This is a genomic window from Curtobacterium sp. MCLR17_054 (assembly GCF_003234335.2).
Lineage (GTDB): Bacteria > Actinomycetota > Actinomycetes > Actinomycetales > Microbacteriaceae > Curtobacterium > Curtobacterium flaccumfaciens.
This window is the reverse complement of record NZ_CP126263.1, coordinates 3133749-3147988: the sequence shown is the minus strand read 5'-3', so window position 1 is coordinate 3147988 and position 14240 is coordinate 3133749. Positions and strand designations below refer to the sequence as shown.

Sequence of the window (14240 nt, the reverse complement as noted above, 5' to 3'; positions counted from 1 at the left end):
AGGCCGGGACCGTGTGCACGACGTCAGCCGGTGAAGCGGGTCCAGAGCTCGGTGACGATCGGCCAGACATCGCCGGCGCGGTCGGCGGAGCCGACGGCGACCAGGACGACGGGGACCAGGGTGACGGCCAGGCTCACCAGGACGGCGAGCACGACGGCGGTCGTCGCGGTCGCGGTGTGCCGGCGGGTCAGGGCGAGCAGGAGCAGGGCGAGCACCACGACCGCACCGAGCAGGGCGATCAGGGTGACGCGGACGAACGGGAACGGCACGAGGCCGGCGGTGGTGGCGGTGACCCCGCCGAGGAACCCGACCAGCGGCAGGAAGCCGCCGACCGCGACGGCGAGGACGAGGAAGACCCCGATGCCGCCGGCGATCCAGACGCCGCGGGGTCGGGGACGCCGGGCACGGGGCCGGCGCCCTCCGGACCAGGCGGTGGTCACGGCTGGTCCCGGTGACGGGGAGCCACTGCGGCATCCGCTGCCGCATCGGCGGCGACGGCTGCGTCGTCGGCCGCGTCCGCCGCGGCATCGGCAGCGTCGGCGGCCCGGTCGCGGGTCGTGCCGGCTGTGTCGACGACGACGTCGCGGGCCTGCTCGGCGGCGTCCTTCGCGGACGATGCCGCGTCGGCGGCCTGCTCGGATGCCCGGGCGAGCGACTCCGAGGCGGCGTCACGCAGACGCTCGCCCGTCTCAGTGGCGGTGTCGACGGCACGCTTGGTCGTGTCGGCGGTGGCGTCGGCAGCCTGCTTCGTCGCGTCCGCCGTGGCCGACGCTGCCTGCTTGGTCGCTTCCGCCGTGGCCGTCGCGGCACGCTTGGTCGCGTCGGCGGTGGTCTCGGCGGCCCGCTTGACCGCGTCGCCGGTCGACTCGGCCGCCTGCTTGACCGCATCGGTCGCCTGCTCGGCGGCCCGGCCGAGCGGGGACTGCTCGTCGTCGAACGGTCCGTGCACGTCGAGGACGCGCACGTCGACCGAGGTGCGGAGGTCGGACAGCTGCCGCGTCGCTGCGGTGACCTGCTGCCGGACCTCGGCGGCGACGGCCAGCACCGGGTGCGGGTAGCTGACGACGACGGCGACCTGCACGCTGAGCACGCCGTCCTGTTCGTCGACCTGCACGCCGGCGGTGCCCGCCGAGCGGCCGAGCTGCTTCCGCAGCTCATCCGCGGCACGGGCGGCGATCCCGCCGAGGTGGTGCACGCCGGGCACGCCGAGCGCGGTCTCCGCCGCGGTGCGCGCGACGATCGTCGCGGTGCTCGCGTCGTCGGGCAGCGGCTCCGTCAGTGCTGCGGGCAGGGTCACCTCGGTGACCTGCGTGTTCGCATGGGGGTCGTGCTGCATGGTTCCTCCTCGTTCGGGATCTGCGCGGTGACGCATCGGGGCACCCGTTCGACGGGTGCCCCGATGCGGTCGTGCGACCTACTTCTTGAAGACGTCCTTGACGTCCTCGCCGGTCTGCTTCGCGCTGGCAGCGGTCTGGTCCTTCTTGCCTTCGGCGACCTTGGCGTCGTCGTTGGTCAGGTTGCCGACGGCTTCCTTCGCCTTGCCGGCGAGGTCCTGAGCGGCGTTCTTGATCTTGTCGTCGAGTCCCATGACGGGTCCTTTCGTGAGTGGGCGTGCGCCCGGTGGTGTGGTGGTGGGCCGGGAGGCCCGGCGTGCGTCCGGCTGACGGGTGTCAGTGGACGCGGGTCGACTTCGCGAGCGCGGAGCGGGTACCGCCGGTCAGGTGCACGAGCACCGGGACCGGACGGCCGAGGGTGCGGTCGAGGACCGCGACGGCTCGGTCGACGGCGTCGAGCACGCTGACGGCGTCCCCGCCGCGGCGGACCGCGACACGGATCCGGGCGGCGCGCTGCCGGCGGACGAGGTAGGTGTCGACCCGGGAGCCGACGACGTCGCGGACACCCGCGAGTTCGTGCTCGAGGACGTCCCGGACGAGTGCGACGTTGACGGTGACCGCATCGTCGCCCGAGTGTTCCCGGACGGCGACGGACGTGCCGCCACCACCTCGGGTGAACACCCACACGAGCGACAGGACGATCACGAGGGCCGCGACCCCGGCGACGATCCACAGCGCGGACGCGGGGACGTCGAGGCTGCGGGGGAGGTCGACGTACGGCTTGACGGCGTCCTGGACGGCGGGCAGCACGCCCGCGCCCATCGCGATCCCGACGACCACGGCGACGAGGCCGAGGACGAACAGGATGATCCGGTTGAGGGTCCGGTTGCTCTTGGTCATGCGAGGGTTCCCTTCTCCTCGACCCGGACGCGGACGCGTCGGCCGAAGCGCTCGTCGAGACCGCTCAGGCGCTCCACGACGGCGGCGCGGACGCTCGCCTCGTCGACCGGCACACCGGTGACGGGGACGATGCGGACCTCGGTGGAACGGCCACGGGCGGTGGCGGAGGCGTTCCCCTCGGGGACACCGGCCGCCATGCCTGCAGCGTTCGCCGCGGTGGAGGCGACGATGCGGGCGTCGATGACGACCGCACCACGCTCGTGCTCGACGACCGATCGGTGCTGGCGGCCGGGCTTGAGCGCCAGGACGACCAGCACGACGCCGAGGACGACGAGCACACCCGCGATGACCTCGACGATGGTGACGAACGCGGCGTCCGGGCGGAGCGCCGTGTCGACCACGGTCTGGGGGTCGGCGACCAGCGGCGGGCGTCCGATGGCGCTGAGCACCGCCTCGGTGCCGATCCAGGCGGCCACCAGAGCGAGCACCACGAGGGCCACCGCCACTGCTGTGGAGCGGGAGCGGTGCACGCTCCGACGACGGATGCGTCGTTCGACGGAACCGTTGCTCATGATGGCCTCCTAGCGGGCACGGGACTCGTGCTCGCGCACGATCCCGGTGAGTTCGATGTGGGCACTGCCGACGCGACGCCCGGTCAGGTCGCTCACGCGACCCTTGACCTGGTCCGCGATCCGGATCGACCCGGAGACGATGTCGTCGCTCGCGGCGATCGGCCCGGTGATGTCGAGCGACAGTGCTCCCGACGCGTCGCCGAGTCCGACGCGCACCCGCTTGGCGGGGGCGCCGAGCCCTTCGGCTGCGACGGCCCGCGCCAGCGAGGTGAGCGCGCGTGCGGTGATCTCGACGCGGCCCGGGACGTCCGGGCCGGCGTTCACCGGGAGCTCCGGCGTCCGGTCAGCACGTCGGTCAGGGCACCGCGGTCGATGCGCCCGGTGGCGAGTGCGGCCACGAGGGCCCCGATCGCACCGAAGACGATGACGAGCACGAAGCCCCAGAACCCGAACTGCAGTGCCACGACGGCGAGGACTGCGCCGATGAGGGCGCCGATCAGCGTGTTGCTCATGCGACTCGGGCTTCCTTCTTCTCGTCCTCGTTGTCGTCGTCGTCACCCGGGATGTAGACGTCCTGGACGGTCACGTTGACCTCGGCGACCTCCATGCCGACGATCTGCTCGAGGGCACGGGCGACACCGGCACGGACGCCGTCGGCGACCTGCTGGAGCGACACCGGGTACTCGGCGACGATCACGATGTCCGCGGCGACCTGCTTCTCGCCGACCTCGACCTTGACGCCCTGACCGAAGTCACGCTGGCCGATGGCGTCGCGGATGGCGCCGATGGCACGGGCTGCGCCGTTGCCGAGGGAGTGCACGCCGTTGACCTCGCGGGCGGCGATGCCGGCGACCTTCGACACGACGGTGTCGTCGATGACGGTCTTGCCGGTGACGCCGCTGGTGCCGGCGTGCGAGGTGGCACGGGTCGCCGTGGTGGCCGGGGTGGGGGTGATGGTGTCAGCCATGTTCGTTCCTTCCGTTGACCCGCCGGGCGTTCCCAGCGGTTGCTGTTCACGGATGAGACGGGCTGTGGAAGAGATTCGTCACACACGACTTCTCGGATTCGGCTGCTTTCCAGGGAACCCCAGAAATCCGGGGAAGTGCGTGTACCCCCGGGGTGTTCCGTCCGGCCGTTCAGCCGTTTCCGGCCGCGCCGTTGCGCTCGGCAGCGGCCCGCATGGCACGGACACAGGCCATCGGGGACTCGCCGCGCTCCTCGCGGAAGAGCTGTTGCAGCCGTCGGGGGAGCACCCCTGCGGCGGCCGCGATGTCGTCGAGCGTGAGCGGGTCGTCGAGGTGCTGCTCGATGTACGACACCGCACGACGGACACGCCACGACGCCTTGCCGACCTGCGGCTGCGCGGCCAGCGACGCGCGTTTCGTCACGGCGGGGTCCTCACCGAACCGGTCGCGGTAGGTCTCGGCGAACCGGCCCGGGTTGGTGAAGCCCCAGCGGCGGGCGATCGCGGCGATGCCGGAGGACACGAGCGGACAGTCCGCCGGGGCGACCGGGCCGCCCCGGTCCGCGCGGAGCAGCTCCTCGCGCACCCGGTCGAGGCGGTGGTCGCGGAGGAACCGGTGCGGGGTGGTGTCGAGCGTCCGGGCGAAGACGTCCTGCAGCCCGCGCTGGCTCAGTCCGCAGGCCGCGGCGATGGTGGGGATCGAGGGGCGTTCGGCGGCGTGCAGCTCGATGAAGCGGATCGCGTCGCGGAGCCGGTTCGCCACGGGGACGTCGTCGCCGCGGTTCCGGATCGGGAACGTGTCGAGGATGACGACGGCCAGCCGGCGGTTCAGCGCGGTCCGCATCGGCCCGAGCACGCGCTCGTCGACCAGGGCCGGCCCGAGTTCTCGGATCAGGTGCCGCAGGGGTTCGCGCCGGGCGACGACCTCGTCCTGCTGGTCGAACAGCAGTGGGCCGTCGGGCAGGCGGTAGCCGAGGTCGCGGCCGACGCTCCGCAGGAACCGGTCGGACACGTGCACGCCGTTGTAGACCGTGCCGTCGGACTCGAATCGGTAGGCCTCGGACGCCGACGCGATGTACGGGCTGCCCGGCTCGACGACGCGGGTGCGGTCGGCGAAGTGCATCTCGAGCCGGCCCTTGGTCAGCCAGAACACCACGTGGTCGTCCCGCACGCCGATGACCCCGCCCCGCCGACCGCCCTCGGCCCGCATGGTGCGCAGCGACAGGTCGTCGTCGCCCACGACCGTGTACTCGTACCGGGTGTCGTCGGTGGCGAACGTCTCGGAGGCGAAGTCCGAGCCGCCGTACTCGGCCGCGAAGATCTCGGAGTAGTCGGAACCCTCGCCGTCGGAGAACCGCAGCCGGCGGAATCCGTTCGTCGTCGAGGGGTCCATGCGCTGATCATGCCACCGGTTGCGCGCGGACGAGATCGGAATACCCTAGGGGGGTACCGTATTGAGAACGGTGGAGGCGGACATGCACGAACACGTCGGGTACATCGGCGACAAGGACGACCTGCTCAAGCGACTCCGTCGCGCCGAGGGGCAGGTGCGCGGCATCGCGCGGATGGTCGAGGACGAGACGTACTGCATCGACGTCCTGACCCAGATCTCGGCGGCGAACCGGGCGCTCGAACGCGTCGCGCTGTCGCTGCTCGAGGACCACCTGGCGCACTGCGTCGCCGAGGCCGTCGCCGAGGGCGGGGACGCCGCCGACGAGAAGGTGCGCGAGGCCAGCCAGGCGATCGCCCGGCTCGTCCGCTCCTGACCCCGACGACCCACCATCGAGAAGGAGACACCATGACCACCGAAACGCTGCTCGTCGAGGGCATGACCTGTGACCACTGCGTGATGAGCGTCACCGAGGAACTCACCGAGGTCGACGGGGTGTCGGGCGTCGACGTCCGACTCGTCCCCGGCGGATCGTCCGAGGTCACCGTCAGCTCGGCGGCACCCGTCGACGCGGACGCCCTCCGCGCCGCCGTCACCGAGGCGGGGTACGAGGTCGTGCGCTCGTGACCGACCGCACCGTCGAACTCGACATCACCGGGATGACCTGCGCCTCGTGCGCGAACCGCATCGAGCGGAAGCTCGGCAAGCTGCCCGGGGTCACCGCCACCGTCAACTACGCCACCGAGAAGGCGCAGGTGCAGGTCGCCGCTGAGGGCACCGCTGACCCCGAGTCGCTGATCGCCGCGGTGGAGTCGGCCGGCTACGGTGCTACGGTGCCGGCCCCGCCCGCCGCTGCTGACGCCGACCCCGCGGTCGACGAGGACCCGACCGGCCCGCTGCGCCGACGCCTGGTCGTGTCCGCCGTGCTCGCGGTGCCCGTCGTGGTGCTCTCGATGGTGCCGGCGCTGCAGTTCCCGAACTGGCAGTGGCTCGCCCTGACGCTCGCGGCACCCGTCGCCGTCTGGGGTGCGCTCCCGTTCCACCGTGCCGCGTGGGTCAACGCCCGGCACGGTGCCGCCACCATGGACACCCTGGTGAGCGTCGGTGTCCTCGCTGCCTTCGGGTGGTCGCTGTACGCCCTGTTCTTCGGCGACGCCGGCACGACCGGCATGCACATGACGTTCTCGTGGTTCGCCACGGACCCCGAGGCCACCGACCTGTACCTCGAGGTCGCGACCGCCGTGACGGTGTTCATCCTCGCCGGCCGGTACATGGAGGCCCGCGCGAAGACACAGTCCGGTGCCGCACTCCGGGCACTGCTCGAACTCGGTGCGAAGGACGCCACCGTCCTGCGCGACGGTGCCGAACACCTCGTGGCCGCCTCCTCCCTGGTCGTGGGCGACGTCGTCGTGGTGCGACCCGGCGAGCGGATCCCGAGCGACGGCCTGGTGCAGGACGGCTCCTCGGCCGTCGACCTCAGCATGCTCACCGGCGAGTCCGTGCCGGTCGAGGTCGGCCCGGGCGACCGGGTCACCGGTGCCACGATCAACGTCGGCGGGCGGCTCGTCGTCGCGATCACGCGTGTCGGCGCCGACACCGAGCTCGCCCGGATGGGTCGCCTGGTCGAGGACGCCCAGACCGGCAAGGCCGAGGTGCAGCGTCTGGCCGACCGCGTGTCCGGGGTCTTCGTGCCGATCGTCATCGCGCTCGCCGGGCTGGCCTTCGTCGGCTGGCTCGTGTTCGGCGGCTCGGTCACCGCGGCCTTCACCGCGGCCGTCGCCACCCTGATCATCGCCTGCCCGTGCGCCCTCGGGCTCGCTACGCCCACCGCGCTGCTGGTCGGCACCGGTCGCGGCTCCCAGCTCGGCATCCTGATCGGCGGTCCGCAGGTGCTCGAGCGCACCCGCGGTGTCGACACCGTCGTGCTCGACAAGACCGGCACCGTCACCACGGGGTCGATGACCCTGCGGTCGGTCACCGCCCTCGACGAGACCGAGGACGTCGTCCTGCGCCTCGCCGCGGCGGTCGAGGACGGCTCCGAACACCCCGTCGCCCGCGCCGTGACCACCGCGGCCCGTGCCCGGGGCGTCGACCTGCCCGAGGCCGAGCAGTTCACCGCGACCGCCGGCGCCGGTGTGCAGGCTGTCGTGGACGGCGACGTCGTGCTGGTCGGCACGACCCGCTGGCTCGCCGACTCGTGGTCGATCACCCTGCCAACGGTGCTGTCCGACGCCGTCGACCGTGTCGAGGCCGACGGGGGCACGGCGGTCGTCGTCGCCCGGAACGGCACGGCCCTGGGCGTGGTCGTCGTCGGCGACACCGTGAAGCCCGAGGCCGCCGACGCGATCGCCCGCTTCCGTGCGCTCGGCCTGCACCCGGTCCTGCTCACCGGCGACAACGACGGTGCCGCACGTGCGGTCGCCGCGAGCGTCGGCATCGACGAGGTGCACGCCCGCGCGACCCCGGCGTCGAAGCTCGAGACCGTCCGCCGGCTGCAGGCCGAGGGTCGGAGCGTCGCGATGGTCGGCGACGGCGTGAACGACGCCGCCGCACTGGCCGCGGCCGACCTCGGCATCGCCATGGGGGCCGGCACCGACGCGGCCATCGCGGCGAGCGACATCACGGTCGTCAGCGGTCGGCTCACCGTGGTGGCCGACGCCATCCGGCTGTCGCGCGCGACGCTCGGCGTCATCAAGGGCAACCTGTTCTGGGCGTTCGCGTACAACGTCGCGGCGATCCCGCTCGCGATGGCGGGGCTGCTCAACCCGGTGCTCGCGGGTGCGGCGATGGCGTTCTCGTCGGTCTTCGTCGTGACGAACAGCCTGCGGTTGCGTCGCTTCGCGGCGCAGCCGTGAAGCCGGCCACAGCCGTGAACCGGGCGAACCGACCGCAGCCGTGAACCCGGCAAGCCGACCGCGGCACGGAACGCGACCGGCCGGGATGCGTGACGCGCGCAGCGAACGCGAGCCGCGCCTCCCGGCCGACTGTGCGCACCACCCGCCGGAGCGCACTACGCTCGAAGACGGTCCGCGACGCAGCGCTGCGTGACCCGCGGGCTGTACGTCTTGAACGTGATCCCCAGGAGGACCGAAGTGACCGAATCCGCTCCCGTCGACCCCACATCGACCGAAGGCTGGAAGAAGCTCGACAGCATCGCTGCCGACTTCACCCCGGACCTGCGAGGGTGGTTCGACAGCGACCCCGGTCGTGCCGAGCAGTACACCTTCCAGGCGGCCGACCTGACCGTCGACCTCTCCAAGGGCCTGGTGACCGACGAGATCCTCGCCGCGCTGCTGCAGGTCGCGAAGGACACCGGCGTCGCCGAACGCTTCCAGGCGATGCTCGCCGGTGAGCACATCAACGTCACCGAGGACCGCGCCGTGCTGCACACCGCGCTCCGCCGCCCGAAGGCGACCGAGGGCCTCGTGCCGGCGGCGCCCCTGACCGTCGACGGCCAGGACGTCGACGCCGACGTGCACGCCACGCTCGACAAGGTCTACGGCTTCGCCGAGCAGGTCCGCAGCGGCGCCTGGACCGGCGTCACCGGCAAGCGCATCGAGACCGTCGTCAACATCGGCATCGGTGGCTCCGACCTCGGCCCGGTCATGGTCTACGAGGCACTCAAGCCCTACGTCCAGCCCGGCCTCGAGGCCCGCTTCGTGTCGAACATCGACCCGGCGGACATCTACGAGAAGACCGCGGACCTGGACCCCGAGACCACGCTCTTCATCGTCGCGTCGAAGACCTTCGGCACGCTCGAGACCCTGACGAACGCGCGCCTCGCCCGCCAGTGGCTGTGGGAGGAGCTCGGCCTGACCGACGCCGCCGACGACGAGAAGAAGAACGCCGTCGCCAAGCACTTCGTCGCCGTCTCCACCGCGCTCGACAAGGTCGAGGCCTTCGGCATCGACCCCGAGAACGCCTTCGGCTTCTGGGACTGGGTGGGCGGCCGCTACTCGGTCGACTCGGCCATCGGCACGAGCGTCGTCATCGCGATCGGCAAGGAGAACTGGGAGCAGTTCCTCGCCGGCTTCCACGCGATCGACGAGCACGTCCGCACCACGCCGCTCGAGCAGAACGTCCCCGTCCTGATGGGCCTGCTCAACGTCTGGTACACGAACTTCCTCGGTGCGCAGAGCCACGCGGTCCTGCCGTACACGCAGTACCTGCACCGCTTCGCCGCGTACCTCCAGCAGCTCACCATGGAGTCGAACGGCAAGCGCGTCCGCTGGGACGGCTCGCCCGTCACCACCGAGACCGGCGAGGTCTTCTGGGGCGAGCCCGGCACGAACGGCCAGCACGCGTTCTACCAGCTCATCCACCAGGGCACCCGCCTGATCCCGGCCGACTTCATCACGGTCGCCAACCCGGCCCGTCCGCTCAAGGACGAGACCGGCGACGGCAAGGGCGTCGCGCCCGGCACCGACGTGCACACGCTGTTCCTGGCGAACTTCTTCGCGCAGACCAAGGCGCTCGCGTTCGGCAAGAGCGCGGACGAGGTCCGCGCCGAGGGCACCACGGACGAGGGCATCGTCGCGGCGCGCACGTTCCCCGGCAACAAGCCGACCACGTCGATCATCGCGCCGGAGCTCACCCCGAGCGTCCTCGGCCAGCTCATCGCCCTGTACGAGCACATCGTGTTCACCGAGGGCACGATCTGGGGCATCGACTCGTTCGACCAGTGGGGTGTGGAGCTCGGCAAGCAGCTGGCGCTGCAGGTCACGCCGGCCGTCGAGGGCGACCAGGCCGCACTCGACGCGCAGGACCCGTCGACCAAGGCGCTCATCGCGAAGTACCTGGAGCTGCGGAAGTAACGCACGCCCCCACCTGACGGACGGGAGGCCCGTGGCGGATCCGCCACGGGCCTCCCGTCCGTCGTGTCGGGCACTGCCAAAGCGACAGTTGCGCCCGACGGGCCGCCGTCAGGCCTGCGAAAGCGACAGATGCGCGCCGATCTTCCGCGGAGAAGTGTCGCTTTCGAGAGCCCCGCTGCGACGCCGCGGGGCTCGGCGCCGGGCCGCCGGCTCAGCGGGCGAGCGGGTCGAGGTTGAGGGAGGTGCCCTCGTACAGGTGCTGGTCCTCGCCGAACACCTGGACGCCCTCGTTGAGCCAGACCAGGTCGCGGACGGTGATGCCGAACCGCGCCGCGACGTCCCCGATCAGGTCGTCCGGGGCGACGCCGTAGGACCTCGGCGCGCCGGCGGCCGTGGTCGCGGTGACGGTCCCGGTCGCGTTCGCCCGTCGTCCGGCGTCCTTCGGGTGCACGTTCGTCTGCCGGGCGGGGACGGACCACCGCACGGTGGACACCGCGAGGACCTTGCCGGCGGAGATCTCGACGGGGACGTCCTGTCCGGGCGCCGCGGCGGAGTAGGTCACGAGGGTGCCGAGGTGTGACGGGTCGACCCCGGATCCGTCCAACGGGACGTCGACCGCGGCCGCCGTGCTGGTCGGGCCGCCGAGGGTCCGGTCACCGACACCGGGGTAGGTCAGCCCGTCGCCCACCGCACGGGGCAGGTCGAACAACGCGACGCCGATCGGCACCGGCAGCGTCGAGGTGATCCCGGAGTACTGCGCGGTGAACGTGTCGTCGCCGTCCGCGACCACCCGGAAGTGGAAGTGCACGCTGCCCTTCGGCGAGGCCACGTCTCCCTGCGCCAGGACGGTCCCGGCGGGGATCGGTGTCAGCGTCGGTGCGGGGGCGGCGGCCTCCGTCGGCACCGGGGTCGGTGTGCGCGGGTTCGCCGACGCCTCGATCAGGTCCGATGCGGACTCGCCGGTCGGGGTCGCCGCCGGGGTCTCGCTCGCGGTCGGGCTCGACGCGGGCGGGGAAGCGGGAGCGGGCAGAGCACCGTCCGGTCCCCGCAGCAGCGAGCAGCCGGACAGCACCACGCCGGCCGCCAGCACGATGGCGATTCCGCCGGTCCGTTTCATGATGCCCCCTCAGGTCGAGGGTAACGCGATGGCGAACACACGGTCGTCGTCGCCGGCGGACTGTGTCCCGGGACGCAGTCCAGCCGCCGAGGGGGCGAGATGGTGTCGGTCGGAGCGGCTACGGTCGAGGGCATGGAGCGTTCGGAGATCCTCGCCGCGGCTGCCGCCGCGCACGCCGCCCGCATCGCAGCGGCCGGTGGTGACGACGTCGCAGCGCGTGAACGTGCCGACAGCGTCCGGCGCCGGGCCGACGGGCTCACCGACCGGTACGACACGGTCGAGGGCTCGGACACCGAGTCCGACGCCCGTGACGCCGCACGCCGTCGCGCGGGAGAGGCAGACCGCGCCGCCTCGCGCACCGAGGGCGTGCTGTCGGACTGGCACCGGATGGGCACCCGTCGTGGCGTCACCCCTGACGCCCAGGTCCGCACGGCGTGGACCGTGACCGGGGTCCCCGAGCGCGGCGACGCCCGAGCCCTGGCCAACGTGCTGCTCTCCACCGCGGGGCACGCCGGACGCGTCGCCGACGCCGCCCGACGCAACTCCGCCCTGTCCGGCGCCGCGAGTGCCGCCGCCCGACGGACCGTGCGCCGCTACACCGACCACGGTGCCGACATGGCTTCGTTGGGGGACGTCCTGGGCGACGGCCCCGTCGACGACGAGCGCTGAGCCCGATCCGCGGATTGGACCGCTCCCGTCCTCATCAGGCCTTCTGTGGACCGATCCAAACGACCTGACGACAGAATGTCCAATTGACAGGACATGGATTCGGGTTACGATCGGTCCACGCACTGACGCGCGATCACCGACGAAGGAGTCACCGAATGGTCGACATCAAACCGACAGCCCCGACTGTCGCACTGCCCCCGTTGGGGACCGGGCCGCACCGCCGACGACTCGGTGTGCTGGCCCTCGTCGCCACGTTCGGCGGGTTGCTCTTCGGGTACGACACCGGTGTCATCAACGGTGCCCTGAACCCGATGAAGGCGGAGCTCGGCCTCACGAACTTCACCGAGGGTGTCGTCACCAGCTCGCTGCTCTTCGGCGCCGCGATCGGCGCCATGCTCGGCGGCCGCATCGCCGACGGCTGGGGTCGCCGCAAGACGATCATCCTGCTCGCTGTCACGTTCTTCGTCGGCACGCTGATCTGCGTGTTCGCGCCGACGTTCGAGGTCATCGTCGTCGGTCGTGTGCTCCTCGGCCTCGCGGTGGGTGGCGCCTCCACGGTGGTTCCGGTGTTCCTCGCCGAACTCGCGCCGTACGAGATCCGCGGGTCGCTGTCCGGCCGCAACGAGCTCATGATCGTGATCGGTCAGCTCGCCGCGTTCGTGGTCAACGCGATCATCGGCAACGTGTGGGGTGAGGGCAACGGCGTGTGGCGCGTCATGCTGGCCGTCTGTGCGCTCCCCGCGATCGCGCTGTTCGTCGGCATGCTCCGGGTGCCGGAGTCGCCGCGCTGGCTCGCGTCGAAGGACCGCTACGACGAGGCGCTCTCGGTCCTCGAGCAGGTCCGGACCACCGATCGGGCCCGCGCCGAGCTCGACGACATCAAGCGGAGCAACGACCTCGAAGCGAAGGTCGAGCGCGTCAGTGGCTGGCACACGCTGCGCGGGAACAAGTGGCTCATCCGCATCGTGCTCATCGGCGCTGGGCTCGGCGTCGCGCAGCAGCTCACCGGCATCAACTCGATCATGTACTACGGCCAGACCGTGCTCATCGAGTCCGGGTTCCAGGCGTCGGCCGCTCTCATCGCGAACATCGCCCCCGGCGTCATCGCCGTGGTCGGTGGCGTCATCGCGCTGTACAACATGGAGAAGATCAACCGCCGCACGACGCTGATCCTCGGGTTCACGCTGACGACGATCTGCCACTTCCTCATCGGCATCGCGTCGGTGGCGCTGCCCGAGGGCAACCCGGCCCGCCCGTGGGTCATCCTGTTCCTGGTCGTCGCGTTCGTCGGCTCGATGCAGACCTTCCTCAACATCGCCGTGTGGGTCGTCCTGTCCGAGATCTTCCCGACGCAGATCCGTGCGCTCGGCATGGGCATCTCGGTGTTCTGCCTCTGGATCGCGAACGCGTTCCTCGGGCTGTACTTCCCGACGATCGTCGCTGCGACCGGCATCACCGGGACGTTCTTCGGCTTCGGGGTCGTCGGGCTGCTGGCGCTGCTCTTCATCTGGAAGTTCGTGCCGGAGAGCCGCGGGCGCACCCTCGAAGAGGTCGAAGAGGGCGTCACCACCGGCAACATCTTCACCGTCCCCGTGAAGGCGTCGCGCCGCTAGTCCGCACCACGCCGCACCGAGTGCGCAGAAGACGTCGGGTCGCCCCAGGGCACCCGGCGTCTTCTGCTCACTGGATCCACCGTCGCCGCCCGGTTGGTTGCATGGAGGCGTGACGGAACTGGTGCTGCAGGACTTCCCCACCGCCCTGAACGTGGTGTGCTCGGCGCTGCTCGTGGTCGCCGTGGGCTGCGCCGTGTTCGTGGCGGTCGACGTGGTGCGTCGGCCGCCGCACATGCGCGTCATGGCGTTCGTGTGGCCGCTCACGATGCTCTTCGGCAGCGTCGTGTGGCTCGTCTTCTACCTGCGTCGGGGGCGGGCCTCGGCGCCCGGACACGGACGGTGGGCGGGCACCGCGATCGACACGAGCCACTGCGGGGCCGGCTGCGCCCTCGGCGACCTGATCGGCGAGTTCGGGCTCGCGGCGTTCCCGGCGCTCGGGGTGGTCGTCGGCCTGGGGTCGCTCTACCAGGACCGGATGGTCGCCGGGTGGATCGTCGACTTCGTCATCGCGTTCGTGCTCGGCATCGCGTTCCAGTACTTCGCCATCGCGCCGATGCGGGGCCTCGGCGTCCGGGCCGGGCTCGTCGCCGCGCTCAAGGCCGACACGCTGTCGATCATCGCGTGGCAGGTGGGCATGTACGGCCTGATGGCGGTGTGGCAGCTGGTCGTGTTCCCGGCACTCGTCGGCGGGCGCGCGAGCGTCTTCTCGCCGGAGTTCTGGGTGGCGATGCAGCTGGCGATGGTGGCCGGCTTCGTCTGCTCCTACCCCGTGAACGCGTGGCTGGTGCGTCGGGGCATCAAGGAGGCCATGTGACGGACCAGCGGACGGACGGGAGGCCCGGTGCCAGCTGGCACCGGGCCTCCGTC

At 71.6% G+C, this 14240-nt stretch carries 17 protein-coding genes; 7 read left to right on the top strand and 10 right to left on the bottom strand.

Annotated features, from left to right (window positions below; translation table 11 throughout):
* Positions 1–23: 23 nt before the first annotated feature.
* The 9 genes from DEJ08_RS14875 to DEJ08_RS14835 all read right to left on the bottom strand — a co-directional run bounded on the left by DEJ08_RS14875 (position 24) and on the right by DEJ08_RS14835 (position 5163).
* Positions 24–440 (bottom strand): MFS transporter permease, encoded by a 417-nt coding sequence (locus tag DEJ08_RS14875; protein WP_111055107.1) that lies wholly within the window; start codon positions 438–440, stop codon positions 24–26.
* Positions 437–1336 (bottom strand): Asp23/Gls24 family envelope stress response protein, encoded by a 900-nt coding sequence (locus tag DEJ08_RS14870; RefSeq protein ID WP_181439039.1) that lies wholly within the window; start codon positions 1334–1336, stop codon positions 437–439. The genes DEJ08_RS14875 and DEJ08_RS14870 overlap by 4 nt, the downstream gene beginning before the upstream one ends.
* A gap of 78 nt (positions 1337–1414) precedes the next feature.
* Complete coding sequence (locus tag DEJ08_RS14865; RefSeq protein ID WP_017885408.1) at positions 1415–1588, bottom strand: CsbD family protein; 174 nt, start codon at positions 1586–1588, stop codon at positions 1415–1417.
* An 82-nt stretch (positions 1589–1670) separates the two neighbouring features.
* Positions 1671–2234: a hypothetical protein gene (locus DEJ08_RS14860; protein WP_071405960.1), complete on the bottom strand. Its 564-nt coding sequence runs from the start codon at positions 2232–2234 to the stop codon at positions 1671–1673.
* On the bottom strand, positions 2231–2806 hold the full coding sequence (locus DEJ08_RS14855) for a DUF6286 domain-containing protein (protein ID WP_027465998.1): 576 nt from the start codon (positions 2804–2806) through the stop codon (positions 2231–2233). Before DEJ08_RS14855 ends, DEJ08_RS14860 begins: the two co-directional genes overlap by 4 nt.
* A 9-nt stretch (positions 2807–2815) precedes the next feature.
* Positions 2816–3130 carry a hypothetical protein gene (locus DEJ08_RS14850; RefSeq protein ID WP_017885411.1) on the bottom strand — a complete coding sequence of 105 codons (315 nt, stop codon included), beginning with the start codon at positions 3128–3130 and terminating at the stop codon, positions 2816–2818.
* On the bottom strand, positions 3127–3318 hold the full coding sequence (locus DEJ08_RS14845; RefSeq protein ID WP_017885412.1) for a DUF2273 domain-containing protein: 192 nt from the start codon (positions 3316–3318) through the stop codon (positions 3127–3129). Before DEJ08_RS14845 ends, DEJ08_RS14850 begins: the two co-directional genes overlap by 4 nt.
* Complete coding sequence (locus DEJ08_RS14840; protein ID WP_111024451.1) at positions 3315–3773, bottom strand: Asp23/Gls24 family envelope stress response protein; 459 nt, start codon at positions 3771–3773, stop codon at positions 3315–3317. The genes DEJ08_RS14845 and DEJ08_RS14840 overlap by 4 nt, the downstream gene beginning before the upstream one ends.
* Positions 3774–3942: 169 nt before the next feature.
* On the bottom strand, positions 3943–5163 hold the full coding sequence (locus DEJ08_RS14835) for a helix-turn-helix domain-containing protein (protein ID WP_111055105.1): 1221 nt from the start codon (positions 5161–5163) through the stop codon (positions 3943–3945).
* Between the two features lie 82 nt (positions 5164–5245).
* Between DEJ08_RS14835 and DEJ08_RS14830 the strand changes: the two genes are divergently transcribed.
* The 4 genes from DEJ08_RS14830 to pgi all read left to right on the top strand — a co-directional run bounded on the left by DEJ08_RS14830 (position 5246) and on the right by pgi (position 9974).
* The gene (locus tag DEJ08_RS14830; RefSeq protein WP_027466001.1) at positions 5246–5536 is read left to right on the top strand and encodes a metal-sensitive transcriptional regulator; all 291 of its coding nucleotides are present in this window, start codon (positions 5246–5248) and stop codon (positions 5534–5536) included.
* Between the two features lie 32 nt (positions 5537–5568).
* Positions 5569–5787 (top strand): heavy-metal-associated domain-containing protein, encoded by a 219-nt coding sequence (locus DEJ08_RS14825; RefSeq protein ID WP_111024449.1) that lies wholly within the window; start codon positions 5569–5571, stop codon positions 5785–5787.
* Positions 5784–8015, top strand: a complete 2232-nt coding sequence (locus DEJ08_RS14820) for a heavy metal translocating P-type ATPase (protein WP_111055104.1) — start codon at positions 5784–5786, stop codon at positions 8013–8015. The genes DEJ08_RS14825 and DEJ08_RS14820 overlap by 4 nt, the downstream gene beginning before the upstream one ends.
* 237 nt (positions 8016–8252) lie before the next feature.
* Positions 8253–9974 carry a glucose-6-phosphate isomerase gene (pgi, locus tag DEJ08_RS14815; RefSeq protein WP_110861107.1) on the top strand — a complete coding sequence of 574 codons (1722 nt, stop codon included), beginning with the start codon at positions 8253–8255 and terminating at the stop codon, positions 9972–9974.
* 211 nt (positions 9975–10185) lie between these two features.
* Here pgi and DEJ08_RS14810 read toward each other — a convergent pair whose 3' ends face one another.
* A complete protein-coding gene (locus DEJ08_RS14810; protein ID WP_258367194.1) occupies positions 10186–11091 on the bottom strand; it encodes a LysM domain-containing protein in 906 nt (301 codons plus the stop codon).
* Between the two features lie 132 nt (positions 11092–11223).
* Between DEJ08_RS14810 and DEJ08_RS14805 the strand changes: the two genes are divergently transcribed.
* The 3 genes from DEJ08_RS14805 to DEJ08_RS14795 all read left to right on the top strand — a co-directional run bounded on the left by DEJ08_RS14805 (position 11224) and on the right by DEJ08_RS14795 (position 14187).
* On the top strand, positions 11224–11760 hold the full coding sequence (locus DEJ08_RS14805; protein WP_111047301.1) for a hypothetical protein: 537 nt from the start codon (positions 11224–11226) through the stop codon (positions 11758–11760).
* A gap of 155 nt (positions 11761–11915) precedes the next feature.
* Complete coding sequence (locus DEJ08_RS14800; RefSeq protein ID WP_111047300.1) at positions 11916–13373, top strand: sugar porter family MFS transporter; 1458 nt, start codon at positions 11916–11918, stop codon at positions 13371–13373.
* Between the two features lie 109 nt (positions 13374–13482).
* Positions 13483–14187, top strand: a complete 705-nt coding sequence (locus tag DEJ08_RS14795; RefSeq protein WP_220035463.1) for a DUF4396 domain-containing protein — start codon at positions 13483–13485, stop codon at positions 14185–14187.
* Positions 14188–14240: the final 53 nt, after the last annotated feature.

Bases quoted from the DNA above. Each gene is read 5' to 3' on its own strand.
- DEJ08_RS14835 (WP_111055105.1), bottom strand. From the start codon at position 5,163: ATGGACCCCTCGACGACGAACGGATTCCGCCGGCTGCGGTTCTCCGAC.
- DEJ08_RS14825 (WP_111024449.1), top strand. From the start codon at position 5,569: ATGACCACCGAAACGCTGCTCGTCGAGGGCATGACCTGTGACCACTGC.
- DEJ08_RS14845 (WP_017885412.1), bottom strand. From the start codon at position 3,318: ATGAGCAACACGCTGATCGGCGCCCTCATCGGCGCAGTCCTCGCCGTC.
- DEJ08_RS14810 (WP_258367194.1), bottom strand. From the start codon at position 11,091: ATGAAACGGACCGGCGGAATCGCCATCGTGCTGGCGGCCGGCGTGGTG.
- DEJ08_RS14800 (WP_111047300.1), top strand. From the start codon at position 11,916: ATGGTCGACATCAAACCGACAGCCCCGACTGTCGCACTGCCCCCGTTG.
- DEJ08_RS14870 (WP_181439039.1), bottom strand. From the start codon at position 1,336: ATGCAGCACGACCCCCATGCGAACACGCAGGTCACCGAGGTGACCCTG.
- DEJ08_RS14840 (WP_111024451.1), bottom strand. From the start codon at position 3,773: ATGGCTGACACCATCACCCCCACCCCGGCCACCACGGCGACCCGTGCC.
- DEJ08_RS14855 (WP_027465998.1), bottom strand. From the start codon at position 2,806: ATGAGCAACGGTTCCGTCGAACGACGCATCCGTCGTCGGAGCGTGCAC.
- DEJ08_RS14805 (WP_111047301.1), top strand. From the start codon at position 11,224: ATGGAGCGTTCGGAGATCCTCGCCGCGGCTGCCGCCGCGCACGCCGCC.
- DEJ08_RS14865 (WP_017885408.1), bottom strand. From the start codon at position 1,588: ATGGGACTCGACGACAAGATCAAGAACGCCGCTCAGGACCTCGCCGGC.
- DEJ08_RS14860 (WP_071405960.1), bottom strand. From the start codon at position 2,234: ATGACCAAGAGCAACCGGACCCTCAACCGGATCATCCTGTTCGTCCTC.
- DEJ08_RS14830 (WP_027466001.1), top strand. From the start codon at position 5,246: ATGCACGAACACGTCGGGTACATCGGCGACAAGGACGACCTGCTCAAG.